25 protein-coding genes are annotated in these 16,957 nt (G+C 45.2%); 16 read left to right on the top strand and 9 right to left on the bottom strand.

What is annotated here, in order from left to right; genetic code table 11:
* Nucleotides 1-127: 127 nt before the first annotated feature.
* From V7D75_RS05900 to V7D75_RS05860, 9 genes are all read right to left on the bottom strand, one after another.
* Entirely contained in the window at nt 128-964 is an 837-nt protein-coding gene (locus tag V7D75_RS05900) for a DUF2303 family protein (protein ID WP_333613809.1), read from the bottom strand.
* An 83-nt stretch (nt 965-1,047) separates the two neighbouring features.
* Complete coding sequence (locus tag V7D75_RS05895; RefSeq protein ID WP_305936119.1) at nt 1,048-1,401, bottom strand: hypothetical protein; 354 nt, start codon at nt 1,399-1,401, stop codon at nt 1,048-1,050.
* Nucleotides 1,402-1,452: 51 nt separating this feature from the next.
* Nucleotides 1,453-1,671 carry a hypothetical protein gene (locus V7D75_RS05890; RefSeq protein ID WP_333613808.1) on the bottom strand — a complete coding sequence of 73 codons (219 nt, stop codon included), beginning with the start codon at nt 1,669-1,671 and terminating at the stop codon, nt 1,453-1,455.
* Nucleotides 1,655-1,867 carry a hypothetical protein gene (locus V7D75_RS05885; RefSeq protein ID WP_093071442.1) on the bottom strand — a complete coding sequence of 71 codons (213 nt, stop codon included), beginning with the start codon at nt 1,865-1,867 and terminating at the stop codon, nt 1,655-1,657. The genes V7D75_RS05890 and V7D75_RS05885 overlap by 17 nt, the downstream gene beginning before the upstream one ends.
* The gene (locus V7D75_RS05880) at nt 1,864-2,385 is read right to left on the bottom strand and encodes a hypothetical protein (RefSeq protein WP_333613807.1); all 522 of its coding nucleotides are present in this window, start codon (nt 2,383-2,385) and stop codon (nt 1,864-1,866) included. Before V7D75_RS05880 ends, V7D75_RS05885 begins: the two co-directional genes overlap by 4 nt.
* Nucleotides 2,385-2,738, bottom strand: coding sequence for a hypothetical protein (locus V7D75_RS05875; RefSeq protein ID WP_333613806.1), 354 nt, complete (start codon nt 2,736-2,738; stop codon nt 2,385-2,387). Before V7D75_RS05875 ends, V7D75_RS05880 begins: the two co-directional genes overlap by 1 nt.
* Nucleotides 2,731-3,411, bottom strand: a complete 681-nt coding sequence (locus tag V7D75_RS05870; RefSeq protein ID WP_333613805.1) for a hypothetical protein — start codon at nt 3,409-3,411, stop codon at nt 2,731-2,733. The genes V7D75_RS05875 and V7D75_RS05870 overlap by 8 nt, the downstream gene beginning before the upstream one ends.
* Complete coding sequence (locus V7D75_RS05865; RefSeq protein WP_333613804.1) at nt 3,408-3,632, bottom strand: hypothetical protein; 225 nt, start codon at nt 3,630-3,632, stop codon at nt 3,408-3,410. The genes V7D75_RS05870 and V7D75_RS05865 overlap by 4 nt, the downstream gene beginning before the upstream one ends.
* 190 nt (nt 3,633-3,822) lie before the next feature.
* Nucleotides 3,823-4,566 (bottom strand): XRE family transcriptional regulator, encoded by a 744-nt coding sequence (locus V7D75_RS05860; RefSeq protein ID WP_333613803.1) that lies wholly within the window; start codon nt 4,564-4,566, stop codon nt 3,823-3,825.
* A gap of 126 nt (nt 4,567-4,692) precedes the next feature.
* Here V7D75_RS05860 and V7D75_RS05855 point away from each other — a divergent pair, with 126 nt between their 5' ends.
* The 16 genes from V7D75_RS05855 to V7D75_RS05780 form a co-directional block, all read left to right on the top strand.
* Nucleotides 4,693-4,965: a transcriptional regulator gene (locus V7D75_RS05855; protein WP_333613802.1), complete on the top strand. Its 273-nt coding sequence runs from the start codon at nt 4,693-4,695 to the stop codon at nt 4,963-4,965.
* A 41-nt stretch (nt 4,966-5,006) separates the two neighbouring features.
* Entirely contained in the window at nt 5,007-5,507 is a 501-nt protein-coding gene (locus V7D75_RS05850; protein ID WP_333613801.1) for a phage regulatory CII family protein, read from the top strand.
* Nucleotides 5,497-6,513 (top strand): primase-helicase zinc-binding domain-containing protein, encoded by a 1,017-nt coding sequence (locus V7D75_RS05845; protein WP_333613800.1) that lies wholly within the window; start codon nt 5,497-5,499, stop codon nt 6,511-6,513. Before V7D75_RS05850 ends, V7D75_RS05845 begins: the two co-directional genes overlap by 11 nt.
* Nucleotides 6,513-8,213 carry a primase-helicase family protein gene (locus tag V7D75_RS05840; protein WP_333613799.1) on the top strand — a complete coding sequence of 567 codons (1,701 nt, stop codon included), beginning with the start codon at nt 6,513-6,515 and terminating at the stop codon, nt 8,211-8,213. The genes V7D75_RS05845 and V7D75_RS05840 overlap by 1 nt, the downstream gene beginning before the upstream one ends.
* 354 nt (nt 8,214-8,567) lie before the next feature.
* Nucleotides 8,568-8,960, top strand: a complete 393-nt coding sequence (locus tag V7D75_RS05835) for a hypothetical protein (RefSeq protein ID WP_305936109.1) — start codon at nt 8,568-8,570, stop codon at nt 8,958-8,960.
* A 143-nt stretch (nt 8,961-9,103) separates the two neighbouring features.
* The gene (locus V7D75_RS05830) at nt 9,104-9,406 is read left to right on the top strand and encodes an HNH endonuclease (protein ID WP_333613798.1); all 303 of its coding nucleotides are present in this window, start codon (nt 9,104-9,106) and stop codon (nt 9,404-9,406) included.
* A gap of 151 nt (nt 9,407-9,557) precedes the next feature.
* On the top strand, nt 9,558-10,019 hold the full coding sequence (locus tag V7D75_RS05825) for a hypothetical protein (RefSeq protein ID WP_305936107.1): 462 nt from the start codon (nt 9,558-9,560) through the stop codon (nt 10,017-10,019).
* Between the two features lie 9 nt (nt 10,020-10,028).
* Nucleotides 10,029-11,747 (top strand): terminase large subunit, encoded by a 1,719-nt coding sequence (locus V7D75_RS05820; RefSeq protein WP_333613797.1) that lies wholly within the window; start codon nt 10,029-10,031, stop codon nt 11,745-11,747.
* 76 nt (nt 11,748-11,823) lie between these two features.
* Complete coding sequence (locus V7D75_RS05815; RefSeq protein WP_333613796.1) at nt 11,824-12,309, top strand: hypothetical protein; 486 nt, start codon at nt 11,824-11,826, stop codon at nt 12,307-12,309.
* 109 nt (nt 12,310-12,418) lie between these two features.
* Nucleotides 12,419-12,562 (top strand): hypothetical protein, encoded by a 144-nt coding sequence (locus tag V7D75_RS05810; protein ID WP_333613795.1) that lies wholly within the window; start codon nt 12,419-12,421, stop codon nt 12,560-12,562.
* A 155-nt stretch (nt 12,563-12,717) separates the two neighbouring features.
* Nucleotides 12,718-13,377, top strand: coding sequence for an HK97 family phage prohead protease (locus V7D75_RS05805; RefSeq protein WP_333613794.1), 660 nt, complete (start codon nt 12,718-12,720; stop codon nt 13,375-13,377).
* Nucleotides 13,374-14,726 (top strand): phage major capsid protein, encoded by a 1,353-nt coding sequence (locus V7D75_RS05800; RefSeq protein ID WP_333613793.1) that lies wholly within the window; start codon nt 13,374-13,376, stop codon nt 14,724-14,726. Before V7D75_RS05805 ends, V7D75_RS05800 begins: the two co-directional genes overlap by 4 nt.
* Before the next feature lie 124 nt (nt 14,727-14,850).
* Nucleotides 14,851-15,177 (top strand): hypothetical protein, encoded by a 327-nt coding sequence (locus V7D75_RS05795; RefSeq protein WP_333613792.1) that lies wholly within the window; start codon nt 14,851-14,853, stop codon nt 15,175-15,177.
* Nucleotides 15,178-15,182: 5 nt separating this feature from the next.
* Nucleotides 15,183-16,478: a phage portal protein gene (locus V7D75_RS05790; protein WP_333613791.1), complete on the top strand. Its 1,296-nt coding sequence runs from the start codon at nt 15,183-15,185 to the stop codon at nt 16,476-16,478.
* Nucleotides 16,459-16,749 carry a head-tail connector protein gene (locus tag V7D75_RS05785; protein WP_333613790.1) on the top strand — a complete coding sequence of 97 codons (291 nt, stop codon included), beginning with the start codon at nt 16,459-16,461 and terminating at the stop codon, nt 16,747-16,749. Before V7D75_RS05790 ends, V7D75_RS05785 begins: the two co-directional genes overlap by 20 nt.
* Before the next feature lie 8 nt (nt 16,750-16,757).
* Nucleotides 16,758-16,957, top strand: a 200-nt coding sequence (locus V7D75_RS05780) for a head-tail adaptor protein (protein ID WP_333613789.1), incomplete at its 3' end; no start/stop codon positions are given.

Here is a 16,957-nt window from a genome sequence, read left to right as displayed (position 1 = left end):
TTAGGCAGTGAGCCAGTGTTAAATCAACATAGTCGTTTGCGCGATCAGCATCATCAGCCATTTTAAAATCCTTATAAAAACCCTACCCCAAACAATAAGAGCAGGGCTTAAAACCTTAACTCAGTGTTTAACCCTGGAATTGACCGATACAGACGCTAACCCCATCAAACACACGGGTTGCAACAATATCTGCAAACTCTTTTGCCAGCTCATCGCGCACAGATTGCAATGCTTTAATCTCAAGTTTAAATACTGGCTGCCCATCGTCGTTGCTAATACCCAATCGCAAAGCAAGATTACGCGCAGGTATACCCTGATAGCACTCATCGTTGACAGTAAAATACGCAGGCAATGCCCCATCAATACTTTTTGCCTCAACTGATTCTAAGCGTGAGCGCGTTTCGCGGTAATTACCCGCATGACTGTCTGTTTGGGCGCTCTCATCAATACGCATGTTGCGCACCGCATTGATGGCTTTAGCATTTTCAATTTCATTGCCATCAGCATCACGGGCAACCACCTTATGGCCCCAGTCTTCTAAAAATTCTGCAAACACTTTTTGATTGCAGCGGCCCATATCATGCATACCCATTAGCTTTTTAAACATAACAGTACGTTCAGCATCTAAGACAGCTTTATGATCAAGGCGACCCTGCTCAAAACCATCCGCATCAAAGTTCAGTATTGCCACAGCCCGCATCTGATTTTTATCAACAAAAACACTGATATGTTCAGGCTGCGCATTTAGCTCAATATAATCGGCAAAACTGTCGATATCTTGCGTCGCAAAAATACCCCGCTTGCGATTGCGTCCAGCATCAAACTGCTCTAAGTCCAAGATTTTGGCATTTGGATTGATAAGCGCTGTATGCTCATTAACCAACTCATGACGTAGTAATGAGCTGTCCTCGGTAAGCGCAGCTGCAACTGCTGATTCAGTTTGGTAATCTTTATAATATGACATGGTATAATCCTAATTGAGATGAGTTTGTTTGTTGGTGATAAGCGAGTGTTAGAGCACTCACTTATCGTTGTAGATGACTTTGGTTAGACGTCTGTTTCTTGGTTGGTTTGGTCAAACAGACCAGCCGTATGATTTGCATACAGGCTCATCTCACCACCTTTATTGACATGCATCGGTGTTTTGCGTGCATAGTCTTCTTTACGGCTACCGAACTTTTCAGGCGCTAGATATTCAAGCTTATGCTTGATACCTACTTGCATAGACTCTTTATCACCCATCTGTTCGATATCCAGGGTAATTTTAACTTGGCCCTTCTTACCCGTAGCAACCACCGCATCCGCGACATCACTTAAGGCATGCCCGATTTGGTCAGCAAACGCCCCGCCAGTTAAATCGCCTAGGAATTTAGTGGTATCTGTTGGTTTTAAATTACTCATAGTCTTGCTCCAGTTATGCCCTTATGGGCAGTTAAAAATTAATAGTTAAGTTCAAGCCATCTTCTCAACATTCGCTTCGATACGCTTATAGCCGATACCGTAGCGATATTCTATTTTCATCCCACGGTCAGCCAAGCGACATGCCCGACCAACCAGGTGACGACCAGCACTGCATGCGTCTACAATTTCCCAGCAGCTTGTGTCTACTTCTAGCCAACTCAGGCCATAATTATTTGCTGCAAACGCGATTCTTTTAATCTTTTTTGACATTACTACTCTCACTTGCTTGGATCATTGCATCTGCCCAGTCACGTATGTCTTTTAAGCGGTCGATGCTGAATTTTTTAAGGATATAAATATCTGCTTTGTCTGGCATTTTGTTATGCGGCGTTTGCAGCTTGATAAATAGTGCGTCATCTCTGACAAATAAATGAGCACGGCGGTTAAGGGATAATGTTTTACTCATCGCTTTAGCTCCCGTAATATCAGACTTTTAATCGTACCGGCTGCGTATAACTGCCCGTTTTTACCATCGATGTTGACGACATGATGATTACGGGTGCCGTAATGCTCACGATTGATTGCCAGGTAGTAGCCGTGATGCTCAAACTTCTTTCGCTTGTCGATACGATTGCGTATTTGACACTTATAGTTATCAGGTGTGCAGCTGAGTAAGACGCTGATATCGGGTACGACGCCCTCAGTGTCCCAAAGCGGCTGAATCATACGACGTTTGACAGCAGAGTCAGCATTGCGATGCTTATCAAACAAGATGACATCCAAGTGGCTATAGTTGCCAAGCAAATAGTCATCATCAAAGTTGACTACATCGATACCGCGCTCAAGTACGATAACGTCAGTGATAATGCCTTGCGCATTTAAGCACCGCTGCACGCGTTCGCAGGCTGTAGTGACACCGATGTGTGGTGCGCCACTGATATTAATTAGCAAAGGCCCTTTACGTTTTTGGGTATTGATAGACATTACGCTACCTCACTGTGTTCGCTATTGGCAGCTACGACGTCAAGTAGCGGCTCAAGGTTAATGTTATGAGCATACGCATTGCGTAAGTCAGCTTCTAAATGTACCAATACAGCCCAATACATTGGATTGATACGGCAACGACGCTGTGACACTTGCACGATTACTAGGCGCAGTTGCTCAGCGACATCAAGCATAGTGTGCTGGTCGCGTAGTTCGATGGGCTTGGTAATATGCCTGCACCACTGGTTTTCGGCATCGCGTAAGGCGGTACGGCTGACAGCGTTGCTAAGTTTGGCGTTTTGAATAAGGGAAACAAGGGTTGCCCTCGGCTTGATATTGGCGATGTTACGCATAGCAAGCCTCCAACGCCGCGCGGAATGCTGGCAGTTCGGCTTCGGTTATTGTCCGCAAACCGGCAAGCGCGTCGCTATCAGTATTCCAACTAGCATCTGCGGCTGCGCCAGTATCCCAAAAGACCAATAAATCCGCTATTTTGGGGTTTTGGCGGTTATCTACTAAAACAGCGTAGCTATTTAAAGGTTCGTAAATCAAAATATCCCACGCCATCAACTTATTGCCGCCAACCGCATAGTCATCCTCACTAAAGCGGCCCATGCTATGCATGCGCTGTATAAGAGTTTCGGATAGATTTTTGATAAAGATAAGCTGCATATCAGCTTGGGTGATTCGTGGTACTGACTCAGATAGCCAGTTAGGTTGGTCTAATATGTCATCGATATGTGGGACGCATTCATCTAAGTCGCTACCGCTTAAATAATCGATATCATTGACGGTCGCGCGTTTAAGATCATTTTCCCAAGGAGAGTACGTTACAGGCGAATCATTAGCCGCTTCAGCTTGCATGGCAGCAAGTAAACGGTCGCCATGACTGTCATTTTTAACTGACAGCGCACGCGTCACTTCGTCTAGTTTATCTTTTAAAGAGTCAATTACGACTTTGGTTTCATCATCAAAACCGATTTCAAAGCGGCTGATTAGCTTGCCTAGTTTGGTTTGAGTGCTCATGCCACACCCCCTAACGTCATAGCGACAATCAATAGGGTGCAAAGCGCCATAAACCAGCGCGTATTTCTATGCGCTCGTTTGACGTTCAGTTCGGTTTGGGTGAGTTTTTGCTCAGCGGCTTGGAGTTGCTGATTGCGTTCTGCGAGGATTATCTGTAAGCGCTCAAACTCGGCTTGAGCGCGAGAGGATTGCAAGATGTCTTGAATATTTGGATGTGACATGACGATATACCCGTTTTGTTGATTACGGGTATATAATTACATTTGTAATTCAGACTGTCAATTACTTTTGTAATTTATTATCAATAATAAGTAGTTTTATAATTACAAATTGATTGTTTATATGTAATTACTTCATGTAATTATTTGTAGATAGCTATTAATATTTAACAAAATGCATGTTCAAGAAGCCTTATAGCTTACTAAATGTATATCGTACGCGAGCTTCCATGCTGAAATCATAGAACTTATCCTTATTAACAATTTGGTCGGGATATCTAACTTTATCAGTATTGTCGCTGACCAAGGTTACCGTACCATCTAAGTTTTTAAATGCGCGCTTACATATAGACTCTCCATCAGCATTAAAAACATAGATTTTGTTACTAATGAAATTGTCATATTCTTTTTCGTTAGTATTAACCAGCATTAAGGTGCCATGGGGAATCGTATAGCCCATACTATCTCCGCATGCATGCATCAGTAGCAAGCCTTTACCATCAATTGGCAGCTCATTCTCCCGCAAAAACTCAACGGTAAACGCAATCACCCCTTTCTGCTCCGGATGTTCTAAGTTTACGTAACCGCCACCACAGCTTGCCTTTAGGTCTTTATAGGGCACATTGACTAACGGGTAATCAGTCGTCCCGCCTACTATTACATAATCACTAGTCTTGTCATTATTGTGCTCAATATCGTGCGCATTCTCATTCTCAATCTGTTTATCACCAGAGCCTGATATTAACCAGGACAAATTAACCCCAAGCGCCTTTGCTAAAGCTTCCGTATAACTACTACTTTTCCCGTTGCGCCGCTCAAGGTTACCTATTACCGATGGGTCAGCTCCGATCATTTCGCCCAACTGTGCTTGAGTAAGTTTTTTCTCTTTCCGCACAAACCTTACGCGTTTGGCGAGTGTGTCTAAGTCAGGTTCCATAAGTATCTCCCAAAGTTTACAAACATAATAATTACAAATGAAATGATGCGCCACTTACAAAAGTAATTGACAATATGACTTACAAATGTAATTATATTGCTAACTAATAAAGACAAAGGTAATTTCATGACTCATTCCAAATCTATCCCGCCTACACTGCTAGCTCTACAAAAAGCAATCAATATCGCAGGCGGACAAGCAGAATTATCAGTAAAAATCGGTCTTGGGCGTACATCTTCAAATGTTGGAGTGATGGTTTCTAGGGATAAAAAAGCCTCTGCTAAGTATGTTGCAAAAATTAGCGAAGCTACTGGCGTCCCATGTCACGAGTTACGTCCAGATATATTCCCCACTCCCGAACCAGCCAACGATCCAAGTAATCAACAACAACTAGCTTAACGCTACAGCCGAAATAAAAGAACGACAATAACGGGGGCAATATGTCGAAGCAAAAATATACAGCAGCAGAGCGTGCCGAAAAGTGCGCATTAGACCTAGAAGCAGCAGTCTATCAAGCTGCGATGAAACCACGCGGTACGCTTGGCAGTATTTGTGAGACATTTGGGCTTAATTACAATACAGCGGCCCTGCAGGTCAACCCAAAGCGTACAAGTCACACGTTATCGCCGTCACTTATTGAACAAGTCTTAAGCGCCACACAATCATCACTCATTATGGATGCTATCTGCTGCGCTCATGGCAACGCCGCGTGGTTCTTGCTACCTGACGATGACAACCAGTGCGACGAAATGATTGATATTGCTTTGCTTGGTCAAAAGTTTGCAGACCTCAATAGCACCTCACTGGATGCTTATGCTGACAAAATCATTGAGCCTGACGAATATGCTCGTATGCAAAAAGATGCTCAAGCACTACAGCGTCACATTCAAACGATTTTAGAAAACGCCAAGCGCAATATGGAGAGACACAATGACAGATAAACGCACCCCTTTAGACTTTGACGCCATACGTGCAGCAGCTGTCGGCAACTATGTCTCGACTATCTTTCCTGCTGCTGGTATCAGCTTCACTAAACCTGCCCATCAGCATCAGTCATGTCCTATGTGCGGCGGTTCTAATAGATTTCGTTGTGATGATAAGCGCGGTGAAGGGACTTGGATATGCTCACAGTGCGGCGCTGGTAATGGCTTCATGCTCGTACAGCAATACACTGGTCTTGATGTTTATGAGACTAACAAGCTGATTGCAGGCGCAATAGGGCTTGATGCGACTAGCACGGTCACAGATGAGCAACGTGCACAGTGGCAATCACAGCAATCCGAGCGTGAAGCAGCGGAGAAAGCTGAAAAGCGCCAGGCTCGCATTGATGCTGCCAGTCGTGCCCAAAGCATTTGGGACAACTCAAAGCCCGCAGCTGACGACCACCCTTACTTGTTACGCAAAAACGTCTCAGCAATTGGGTTGAGCCAAGACGCTAATGATAACTTAATCATCCCCATGTATTACCACAATGCTGACAAACAACAAATAACATTGGTCAACGTCCAAACCATTGCACCTGATAGCGAAAAGTTGTTTTTAAAAGGCGGCTTGGTAAGCGGTGCTTACTTTACGATTGGCAGTTCAGCCATGTTTGGTGGTGGTGTGATACTCATCTGTGAGGGCTATGCAACCGGCGCTACTGTGTTTGACGCAATGAGTTATAGCTTACCTGTGATTGTGGCGTTTAATGCTCATAACTTGATACCCGTTGCTCAGTCGATACGCGTTCAATACCCTGATCACCGCATAATTATCTGTGCTGATGACGACAGCGAAACGGCTATTAAAATGCATGACAAAGACGTGGCAGATGGCAAAGAGCCAAAACCACTTGTTGAGTATAACGCTGGTATCCATAAGGCACGCCAAGCCGCGATGAGTATCAATGGTGAGATAGTCACCCCAAGCTTCGATATATTAGACATAGATAAGGATGCGGCGTAATGCAAGGCAAACAACATACAGACTTTAACGACCTCGCCGCCGCTGCTGGACTCAATGAAGTAGCACGTCAAATCAAGCACGCGCTAGCAAACAAATCAATCGTGACGCAAGCGGCCAATGACGATCAGGCTAATAATACTGCGCCTACTACTCAACATAACGGCAATGTACCGGCTGATATTGAACAAGAAATGCGACTGGCGGCAATGCTCAAGCGTTACGCTCAAATCACTGATATCGGCAAAGTAACCAATAAAGTCTATGACACAGAGCAAAAGATTGAGTATACAAAGACGCAGTTTGCTAATGAAATTGGCAATAAGAAATTAGCAGCGCGTTGGTGGGAAACGAAGCATCGTAAGATTGCAAAGTCAGAAGTTGCAAAAGACCTTGATGTAATGATGGCTGTCGAAGCTCAATCGATGTTCCAGCGCTACTTCCTTATCTATGGCACCAAAGAAGTTTGGGATGACGTTGAGCGCGTTCGTCTGCCCGTTGATACCATCAAACTAGCACGCCCTAATGAGTATGAGATCTGGCTTAAGTCAGAGGCGCGTATTACTATCAAAGCGGATAACATCTGGTTTGACCCTACTCGCACCAAAACACCCAAGCATGACAAAGATATTGCTATCAATACATTTGATGGCCTACCGTTAAAACCTATTGAGACAGATATCAAAGACGCGGCTAAGATGTGCAAGCCGATCACTGACCTGCTATTACATTTGTGCGAAGGCAAACAAGAAGTCTATGAGTGGGTGCTTAGATGGTTAGCTATTCCATTACAGCAACCTGGTACCAAGCTTGATACGGCTCTTATCTTTCACGGCGAAGTGCAAGGTGCAGGTAAGTCGCTATTCTTTGACCGCATCATGTCACGTATCTACGGCGATTATGCTGTCACACTTGGTCAAGGTCAGCTTGAGTCTCAATATAATGATTGGGTATCAAACAAGCTTTACGCATTGTTTGAAGAGATATTCAGTGGTAGCGATAGATACTCACAGATGGGTATGGTTAAGCAGCTCATCACTGGCAATACAATCTATATCAGTAAAAAGTTTATGAGCGGTTGGCAGCAAGATAACTTTGTTAATGCGATATTCTTATCAAACAATATGATGCCACTTTCATTAGAACAAAACGATAGACGTCATGTTGTCTGCTATCCACAACAAAAGATTCCCGCACCCATTTTAAATGACGTCGCGGCAGCATTATCTGACACTGACGACAAAATGCTACGCGCTTTCTACACTTTGCTCATGATGACTGATTTAAAAGACCAGACAGCACATACACCAGCACTCATGACCAGTAGCAAACGTCAGCTTATCCGTTTAAGCCAACCAAACTGGGAAGTGTTTTATGATGACTGGGTGGCTGGTGAGGCTGGAATACCTTATTGTAGCGCACTTACTGACGATTTATATGATTACTATCAGCATTGGTGTCGTAAAGGGGGCGAACGCGGTACCACTAAAACCAAATTAATGACATATATTGGTAGACGTGAACACAAGGAGCGGTTAAGATATCAACTGCCTGGCGGGATGCGAGTCGTCCAAGCGACAGTAATTGCTGTTAATATGCCAACCAACTATCCAACAGCTGAAGCTGCCAACCAACAAGTATGGCTTGGTCAGCAAATCAAGCTTATGAAGAACGCTATCGGTCACAAACTCGACCCAAAATAACCAACCATGTGCATAGTGTGCACCCCACGTGCATAGTTTAAAATACAACTATGCACGTCTACAGCCCTTACCCCATATAGCTTATAGTAACCCTGTGCATAGTGTGCAGGGTTTTTTAGTATGCGCGCGCGGGAAATAATTATTTATTTAATATACTGATATTATGACAGCTATATTTTTTTAATCCCGTGCGTAAAAATAACTATGCACACTATGCACACTATGAACATCAGTCTTATAAGCCAGTAATAACAAGGGCTGTAGACGTGCATAGTTTAAACCCTAACCATGCACATCTTGACGTAACTATGCACACGCTTTTATATTGGCTATAAATAACGGGGGATATTTATCATGCGCCAAGAATACTTAAGAGCAGCTGCTGAAGCTTATGCAAACATTCATGAGATAGAGTCTGATTGCTATCATTACATCTATAGCGGGTTTGACCCAGTCCTTCAGAAGCGCATTGCTGCTAGATATAGCATCAGATGGAATTATGAAGACAAGCCTCATAAGCATAGTGCAATACTTAGTGCTACAGCCCTTGCGGAATTACAATACCCAGTGAACGAAGCCACTGGCTTTGCTTGGTCAGGTAATGAGAGAGCTGCATTTGCAGGGATATCTAAAGCGACATGGTCACGTAATAATTACTCAGAACATATCGAATTTATAATAAAAGATATCCGCTCTACCGCTCGCAGAGTAAGGCGTAAGATAGATGAACAGCTCATCGATGAATAAAAGCCATATTGATTAATGGAACAGTTTGACCTAATATTTCTCATATTCGAAGTTCCTGCCTAATCATAAAGCAGACGTAAACAAACATCACCAGTTAAGCCCGTTGCCCCCGCAGCGGGCTTTCTTTTTGGAGGTAATAAAGCATGGCGCTCAAAACCCTACGCCCACGCCTCGCAACCATCAGTACCAAAGCAGTCAATGACACCCATCAACCTAAATCAAGATGGGGTCATGGACGCGGCGGTCGGCCTTGGCGCCGTAAACGCGAAGAGATATTTAAGCGCGACAAATATACATGCCAAGTTTGTGGCCGTGTCGGCGGTGAGCTTGAGTTAGATCATATTCTCAACGTCGCGCGTGGTGGTACTGACGATGACAGCAACCTCCAAACCATATGCACCGCTTGTCACAAGCCGAAAACGCATGCAGAAAGCCAAGAAATTTAAGATATTTTCTTGGAAATAACCCGGGGGGAGGTGTTTTTATTTCTGGGCAAACCCAGCGGACACCACGCCCCCTCCCACGCGCAAAAAAAATCCTAAATTGAAATTATTTTTCCGTTTTTCCGATTACATTTAATTGAGAAAGGTTCTCATTATGTCACTAACTAAAAGAAAGGAAGCGTACTGCCAAAACGTCGCTGACGGCCTTGATGAATTAGAGGCGATGGCAGCCGCTGGCTATAAAGCTAAAAACGAAGCTAATGCAAAACGGCAACTCAAAAATCTTGATGATGATGAGTTGGTTCAAGATCGCATCACTGAATTACGCGCCATTAAACTTTTAAAGACTGGTGAAACTACTGAAGGTGAAACCGCTGAAGTCGTTGAGCTGGTTAATGCCCTACACTTCTTTCAGACTGTATATAAAAATCCTGCCAAGTCGATGAAAGACCGCATCAGCTGCGCCACTATTGCTATTCAATACGAAGAGCCGAAACCTGCCCCGATTGGTAAGAAAGAGCAAGGCAAGCTAGATGCTAAAACTGCTACTAACACCGGTAGGTTTGCGACGTTAGGCAATCAGCAGGATTTACTCACATCTAAGACAACGCAATAAGAGCTCATCATGATAACAACCTGGTCGACAGCCTTGCCCGACTGGGAAAAGCGCATAGTCGCCGGTGAGTCTCTCATGCCTTGTAAGCCGCTCAATCAGGACGTGGCTGATATTGCACTCAAGATATTCGATAGCCTAATACTAGTCGATATGATTGGCAGCCCTGCCGCTGGTGAAGTCACCCGCGAATGGGCTCGTGAGTTTATCGCTGCTATTTTTGGTGCTTATAATACTGAGAGTAAAGAGCGGCTGATTACTGAGTTCTTTTTGCTTATCAGTAAAAAGAATACCAAGTCAACGCTTGCCGCTGGCATTATGATGATCGCGCTAGTGCTCAATGAGCGCTTTAGTGCAAGCCTCGCGATCATCGCACCGACAAAAGAAGTTGCCAATGCCAGTTATGGCCCAGCAAGTGACATGATCAGTGCTGACCCCGAACTGGCTGCCATGTTCAACGTATCGCCGCACACGCGTACTATTACGCATTTAGGTACCAACGCTACCCTAAAGGTATATGCAGCTGAATCTGACACGTTAGGGGGCAGTAAATTCAGTTATGTGCTCATCGATGAACTTTGGTTATTTGGTAAACGTGCTAATGCCGCATCAATGTTGCGTGAAGCGACTGGAGGATTGGCATCACGCCCTGAAGGTTTTGTCGTATATCTAAGTACCATGCCCGATGAGCAGCCTGCTGGTATCTTTAAGCAAAAACTAGACTATGCACGCGCAGTACGCGACGGCAAAGTCGTTGACCCACAGTTCTTAGGCCTGCTGTATGAGTTCCCACAAAAATACATCGACGATGAGTTATATCTCAACCCAGAAAACTGGTATATCACTAACCCCAATCTTGGGGCGTCTGTCAGTGTTAAGTTCTTAGAACGTGAATTTAAAAAAGCAGAAGATGAGGGCAAAGAAGAGCTGCAAGACTTTACGGCTAAGCATTTAAACGTACAAATCGGTATCTCGCTACGTGCCAATCGTTGGGCAGCCGCTGAGTTTTGGGCAGCCGCTAAAGCACCCAAGCCATTTACGCTCGATGAGCTAATTGAGGCTTCTGAGGTAATCACTGTCGGCATCGATGGCGGTGGTCTTGACGACTTACTTGGCTTCGCTGCCATTGGCCGCCTGCCCACTGTGCTACGTGAATATACTGACAACATCACTAATCAAAAAGTGCAAGTTAAGCCGTGGTGGGTATGGACCCGCGCTTGGTGTCATACAATTGCTTTAGAACGCCGCATGTCTATCGCCCCAACGCTAAAAGGGTTCGAGAAAGACGGCGACCTTATCATTGTAAAAAACATCGGTGATGAGTCTGAGCAAGTCGCTCAGCTATGCAAGCAAATACATGACAGCGGCAAACTTGACAGTATCGGGCTTGACCCGCTCGGCATTGGCACGCTGATTGAAGAGCTGACTGCTGTAGAAATACCTGAGGACAAGCTTATCGGGGTTAGCCAAGGCTTTAAGATGGCAGGCTATATCAAAACTTCAGAAAACAAAATCGCGCGAAAGCACTTACTACACGCTGACCAAGATATGATGGCGTGGTGTGTGGGCAACTCTCGTACCGTGGTGCGCGGTAGTGGCACGATGATTAGTAAAGCTGAATCTGGTACTGCAAAGATTGATCCTGTCATTGGCATGCTGAATGGGGTCGCCTTGATGAGCCTTAATCCTGAAGCGCCTAACACAGATGGACCAGCGCTATTTTTCATCTAAACTCTTGAATTATAAATCACGCCCCCAACATAAGTTAATTCAATCAAAACGATGTTTTAACATGGAGTGTGATGCAATGAGTATAGATGTAACGTTCGAGGAATTAGAAAAAACAGCTTTTGAATTTGCTAAATCGTTAGCAGTTAATAATGTTCAGGCAGGGTACTCTCTGCAAGCTATGGATCGAGCTAAAATATGGCATGCAGAGGCACCGCTTCGCAAGTCTTGGTATATACGCGAAACCATAGAAGAAAATGACTGGGTAAATATTAATATAGACTCGGACTATGATGAAAGTGACTTTAAAGAAAATATCGGATATTGGGTTGTTAGAGGTGAAGAAAAGCCATTCAAAGCAGTGCTAAATAAATTTGTAAAACAAGGCGAACGGACTCAGCCAGTTTTTTCTCTGCCTGATAACCCTTATCAGCATTTCGCAATTAACTGCTATCTCCCTCAGTCAATAGGCGATCAACTGGTAAAAGGAATCGAACCTAAACACCCCTCGCAAGACGAAAATACAACTAGTTCCATTGTTAGTAAGTTACGTGTGTCTTACTAATAAATTAAATAACTAGCAAACTAAACCCACCTATCGGTGGGTTTTTTACATCTAGGATTTGATTATGTGCATCTACCTAAGCTATAACGTTCTTTTCGCACTTATATTCATGGCAGGTTTAGTTTTAGGCACGATTTGCGCGTCATTAACCGCATTCAGAAAACCCGTTAAACCCATTGATTATGATGGCACCAATGGCAAAGGCTATCAGCCAAGACCGACGATGCCGCTGCCAGAAAAACCACATAAGTGAGCAGATGCCATGACAAATAAATCACGAATACTCAAAGCCATTTTGCTGGCGATTGACATAGCCATCGTCACTTACTCAAAGCGACGTAAAAAAGACAACCAAGACCGCCGATAAGGGCGGTTTTATTTTGCCCAAATTTTATAACGAGATTCACTATGACCAAAGCCTACAGCACCTTAAAAGTCAAAGAGATTAGCGAGGATGGCGACACACGTACCATTACTGGCATCGCCTCCACTCCCAAACAGGACCGCGATAACGACATTATGGATATGGAAGGCGCCCAGTTTGCCCTGCCCATGCCGTTATTGTGGCAGCACAAGCACAATGAGCCGATTGGTGAAGTCACCGCCGCTACTGTCACCACTGATGGCATTGAGATCACCGCAACCATCGTCAAAATTGACGACGACGGGCCGCTTAAAAATCGCATTGATGAGGCATGGCAGTCTATCAAGTCTGGACTGGTCAAGGGTTTGTCTATTGGCTTTCGCCTGCTTGAGTACCAATACCTTGATGACAGCTACGGCTTACACATCAAAGAGTGGGAATGGTATGAGTTATCAGCCGTTACCATCCCTGCAAACCCTGATGGGAAGATAACCAGCGTAAAAAATATCAAGCAAGCTTTTTTGGACGCTCAAAACCCTACTGACACGCCGCCAAAATCTACGGCCGATACAACCACACCTAAAAGCGTTAAAACCGCGCCATTGGCTAACCATGAGCCAGTAGCGCAAAAATCCAAAACCATCACCTTAGTTGACCCAAATCGGGGCAGCATACCGTTAATTAAAATTGGAGAACCCCTATGACCTGGGAACAACGCCGCGCACAGATTCTTGCCACGATTAAGTCTAAAAAAGGACTTAAGACTGGCATCCTCAAAAAATCACTCGATGAAGATCGCAGTACTAATGAAGATGAAGAATCGCAGATACAAGCGATTGATGATGACATCGCAAAGCTACAAAAGAATCTCGACCGCGTCGACGAAATCATCAAAGATGCCGCCGATGCGCAAAAAGACGCCACACCCGCAGGCGGTGAAAACGCCGCGCAAGCGAATGCAAGCGCTGAAGGTGCAAAAGACCCTACGCAAGCCGATAAAGGTGTGACAGTTAAGCCAAATCACGCCAAAAAAGGTATTGGCTTTGCTCAGCTAACCAAGGCAAAAGCTTTGGCCGTCCTACAACAAAAGCAGGGCAACTATGTCAGCCCCATCGATATTGCCAAGTCGCAAGGTATGGACCCGCGTGTCATCCAAGCGCTAGAAAAGGCGGTCGTGCTCGATACTAGTAATTCAAGCGATTTAATCATCGAAAACCAGCTTGCTGGTGAGTTTATCGAGCTATTACGAGCGCAAACCATCGTTGATAAGCTGGCACCTATGATGCGCGCTGCGCCATTTAATGCCAAAATCCCTGGTGCTGCGAGCGGAAGTGTGGCGGGTTGGGTCGGCGAAGGCAAACCAAAGCCTGCGACAAATCCGACATTTATGTCAGTTAATATTGGCCATCATAAAGTTGCTGGTATCATTGTACGTACTGATGAACTACTCAAGCTTGCCTCACCAAGCGCCGATCAGATGATGCGCGATGATTTGATTGAAGCGTGCGCAGAGGTGATTGACGATACATTTATCGATACTGCCGCGGCAACAGACGACCGCCCAGCTGGTGTGCTTCACGGCGCAACCAAAATTGACCACACCGGCGTTGGTGTTGCTGAGTATAACGCCGACCTCGCTGCTTTACGTAAAACATTTATTAGTAACAACCTCTCGCTAAACGGGGCTTACTACGTCATGAGTGAAACTCGTGCAAGTGACATGAGCGAGCTACGTGACGCACTGGGTAATCCATACTATCGCGGCATGGATGCTCCATCAGGTGAAAAAACCCTAAACGGATTGCCCGTTATTGAGTCCGAGACTGCTGCCGATGTTATCGCGCTAATCAAACCCTCTGAGTTGTATTTAGCGGATGACGGCGATGTCGAAGTGGCATTTAGTGATCAAGCGACCATCGATATGGGCGCATCGACCCTCGTTAACTTGTGGCAGAAAAACATGACTGCCATCCGTGCGGAACGCCATATTACTTGGTCTAAACGCCGTACCGCTGCTGCTGCTTATATTGACTACACCAATGTAATTCCATAAAAGCGCCTATATCGCTTTGAAATCATGAAAACCTCACTATCAAACGTGAGGTTTTTTATGAGTAGGTATTATTAGCGCCCTTCCTTCGCTATTAGTATCTACTCCTAAAAAATACGAGGTCACTATGAAAATTAGATACATTAAAGACGCACCCAATGGCCCTGCTGGTACGACTGACGATGTCAGCGACTTTCATGGCAACATCTTGGTTTTGACTGGCTTTGCTGAAGTTGATGACAGCACTGGTCTCGAATCTGAACCACCACTTGACCCCAATCTAGATGACAGCACTGGTCTCAAATCTGAACCACCACTTGACCCCAATCTATTTGACGGACCGCCAACCGAGCCAACCGAGCCAACCGAGCCAACCGAGCCAACCGAGCCAACCGAGCCAAAGCCTAAAACAAAATCAAAGGCTAAAGCAACAACTAAAACGGATAACGAGTAAACATTATGGGCAAGTTTATTGATTGGATGACTGGCAAAAAATCAGCAAACACCGCCCAGGCTGTCAATGGTGATGTTTGGCACACGATACATGAGCCATTCACCGGCGCATGGCAACGTAATGAAGAAATCGAAGTCAGTAAAAACGACCAAATGCGCCATCATGCGGTATTTGCTTGTATGTCGCTTATCACTCGCGACATCGGTAAGCTCAAAATAAAGACCAAAAAAAAGGTCGCAGGCGTCAGTCAAGAAACCAAAAGCCGCGCCAATAAGATATTGGCCAAACCAAACCACTATCAAAACACGCAGCAGTTTTTTGAATGCTGGGCCTCACAAAAAACGGCACACGGCAATACCTATGTGTGGAAGGTGCGTGACATATATGGTGATATATGGCAGCTGCTTATCTTAAACTCTGAGCGCGTGAAGCCACTTGTTGACCCAAATGGCAACGTGTTTTATCAAGTGCGCCGCGACAGATTGTTTAACTTAGCTGATGACATTATTGTCCCCGCATCTGAGATCATCCATGACCGCTTTAACTGCTTTTATCATCCATTAGTCGGCTTGTCTCCTATTACGGCTTGCGCCCTATCAGCGAGACAAGGCGTCAGTATTCAGCGCAATGCTCATGCTTTCTTTGCTAATGCATCGCGTCCATCAGGTATTTTGGTCACACCAGGGGCAATAACCAAAGAAACATCAGAAGAGATGAGCAAAAAGTGGAACAAAAATTACTCTGGCACTGGCACAGGCCGCACCGCTGTGCTTAGTGATGGTGTGACGTACCAAGCGATATCGGTCGCCGCACAAGATGCGCAGCTGGTTGAGCAACTCAAGCTGTCAGGTGAGATTATATGTACCGCGTTTAGTGTGCCGGCGTTTAAAGTCGGCTTGGCACCACCGCCCGCTGGTAAAGTGAGCGACTATAACGATATCTACTATAGCGATTGCCTACAGCACTATCTTGAGAGTATCGAAAACCTACTCAATGAGCACTTGGATTTAGAAAATGGCGTTGAAACCGAGTTTTGTCTTGATGGACTGTTAAGAATGGATTCGTCCAGTCAAATGGAATATCTAACCAAAGCGGTCGGCGGCTCGATACTATCACCGAATGAAGCGCGTGCCAAAATCGGCTATACCGCTGTGTCTGGTGGTGAAAGCCCCATGATTCAGCAGCAGAACTTTAGCCTCGCTGCTATCGCTAAGCGTGACGCTAGTGACAATCCATTTACTAAAACACCAGCAGCGAACGACGACACAAAAGGGGATAATGATGGCATGGGTAACACTTGAGGAGGTCAAACATCACCTGCGCTATGACGATGATGCTAATGATGCGACGCTGACGATGTATATCGCTGCCGCCGACTCTGCTATCAATCGCTATATCGATAAAGACACACCAGCAACGGGGCATGATGATATCAAAGTGGCTGCACTTATGCTGGTTGGGTACTTCGATGATAATCGCAACGTGGATAACACAGCCCCAACCAATGGTAATTATCTACCCCAGCCAGTGGTTGCCCTACTCTATCCATATCGCACCCCTGTCGTTACTTAGGAGCCATCATGCGAGCATCAAAGCTACGGCAACGCATCACAGTCTACAAACAAACAAGTGGTCGCTCTCCAACGGGCGCAGTGCTACCACAAACTTGGTCGCCATTCATTGTGCTTTGGGCATCTATTGAGCCGCTATCTGTCAAAGACGTTTTAATAGCTCAAACATCAGGCAGTCATATTACTGCACGCTGCATACTACGCTATCG

Source organism: Psychrobacter sp., assembly GCF_036731945.1.
Taxonomy (GTDB): Bacteria; Pseudomonadota; Gammaproteobacteria; order Pseudomonadales; family Moraxellaceae; genus Psychrobacter.
This window is presented reverse-complemented; position numbering and strand designations above follow the sequence as displayed.

Excerpts from the sequence above, each read along its gene's own strand:
- V7D75_RS05900 (WP_333613809.1), bottom strand. The coding sequence starts at position 964 with ATGTCATATTATAAAGATTACCAAACTGAATCAGCAGTTGCAGCTGCG.
- V7D75_RS05895 (WP_305936119.1), bottom strand. The coding sequence starts at position 1,401 with ATGAGTAATTTAAAACCAACAGATACCACTAAATTCCTAGGCGATTTA.
- V7D75_RS05890 (WP_333613808.1), bottom strand. The coding sequence starts at position 1,671 with ATGTCAAAAAAGATTAAAAGAATCGCGTTTGCAGCAAATAATTATGGC.
- V7D75_RS05885 (WP_093071442.1), bottom strand. The coding sequence starts at position 1,867 with ATGAGTAAAACATTATCCCTTAACCGCCGTGCTCATTTATTTGTCAGA.
- V7D75_RS05880 (WP_333613807.1), bottom strand. The coding sequence starts at position 2,385 with ATGTCTATCAATACCCAAAAACGTAAAGGGCCTTTGCTAATTAATATC.
- V7D75_RS05875 (WP_333613806.1), bottom strand. The coding sequence starts at position 2,738 with ATGCGTAACATCGCCAATATCAAGCCGAGGGCAACCCTTGTTTCCCTT.
- V7D75_RS05870 (WP_333613805.1), bottom strand. The coding sequence starts at position 3,411 with ATGAGCACTCAAACCAAACTAGGCAAGCTAATCAGCCGCTTTGAAATC.
- V7D75_RS05865 (WP_333613804.1), bottom strand. The coding sequence starts at position 3,632 with ATGTCACATCCAAATATTCAAGACATCTTGCAATCCTCTCGCGCTCAA.
- V7D75_RS05860 (WP_333613803.1), bottom strand. The coding sequence starts at position 4,566 with ATGGAACCTGACTTAGACACACTCGCCAAACGCGTAAGGTTTGTGCGG.
- V7D75_RS05855 (WP_333613802.1), top strand. The coding sequence starts at position 4,693 with ATGACTCATTCCAAATCTATCCCGCCTACACTGCTAGCTCTACAAAAA.
- V7D75_RS05850 (WP_333613801.1), top strand. The coding sequence starts at position 5,007 with ATGTCGAAGCAAAAATATACAGCAGCAGAGCGTGCCGAAAAGTGCGCA.
- V7D75_RS05845 (WP_333613800.1), top strand. The coding sequence starts at position 5,497 with ATGACAGATAAACGCACCCCTTTAGACTTTGACGCCATACGTGCAGCA.
- V7D75_RS05840 (WP_333613799.1), top strand. The coding sequence starts at position 6,513 with ATGCAAGGCAAACAACATACAGACTTTAACGACCTCGCCGCCGCTGCT.
- V7D75_RS05835 (WP_305936109.1), top strand. The coding sequence starts at position 8,568 with ATGCGCCAAGAATACTTAAGAGCAGCTGCTGAAGCTTATGCAAACATT.
- V7D75_RS05830 (WP_333613798.1), top strand. The coding sequence starts at position 9,104 with ATGGCGCTCAAAACCCTACGCCCACGCCTCGCAACCATCAGTACCAAA.
- V7D75_RS05825 (WP_305936107.1), top strand. The coding sequence starts at position 9,558 with ATGTCACTAACTAAAAGAAAGGAAGCGTACTGCCAAAACGTCGCTGAC.
- V7D75_RS05820 (WP_333613797.1), top strand. The coding sequence starts at position 10,029 with ATGATAACAACCTGGTCGACAGCCTTGCCCGACTGGGAAAAGCGCATA.
- V7D75_RS05815 (WP_333613796.1), top strand. The coding sequence starts at position 11,824 with ATGAGTATAGATGTAACGTTCGAGGAATTAGAAAAAACAGCTTTTGAA.
- V7D75_RS05810 (WP_333613795.1), top strand. The coding sequence starts at position 12,419 with ATGGCAGGTTTAGTTTTAGGCACGATTTGCGCGTCATTAACCGCATTC.
- V7D75_RS05805 (WP_333613794.1), top strand. The coding sequence starts at position 12,718 with ATGACCAAAGCCTACAGCACCTTAAAAGTCAAAGAGATTAGCGAGGAT.
- V7D75_RS05800 (WP_333613793.1), top strand. The coding sequence starts at position 13,374 with ATGACCTGGGAACAACGCCGCGCACAGATTCTTGCCACGATTAAGTCT.
- V7D75_RS05795 (WP_333613792.1), top strand. The coding sequence starts at position 14,851 with ATGAAAATTAGATACATTAAAGACGCACCCAATGGCCCTGCTGGTACG.
- V7D75_RS05790 (WP_333613791.1), top strand. The coding sequence starts at position 15,183 with ATGGGCAAGTTTATTGATTGGATGACTGGCAAAAAATCAGCAAACACC.
- V7D75_RS05785 (WP_333613790.1), top strand. The coding sequence starts at position 16,459 with ATGGCATGGGTAACACTTGAGGAGGTCAAACATCACCTGCGCTATGAC.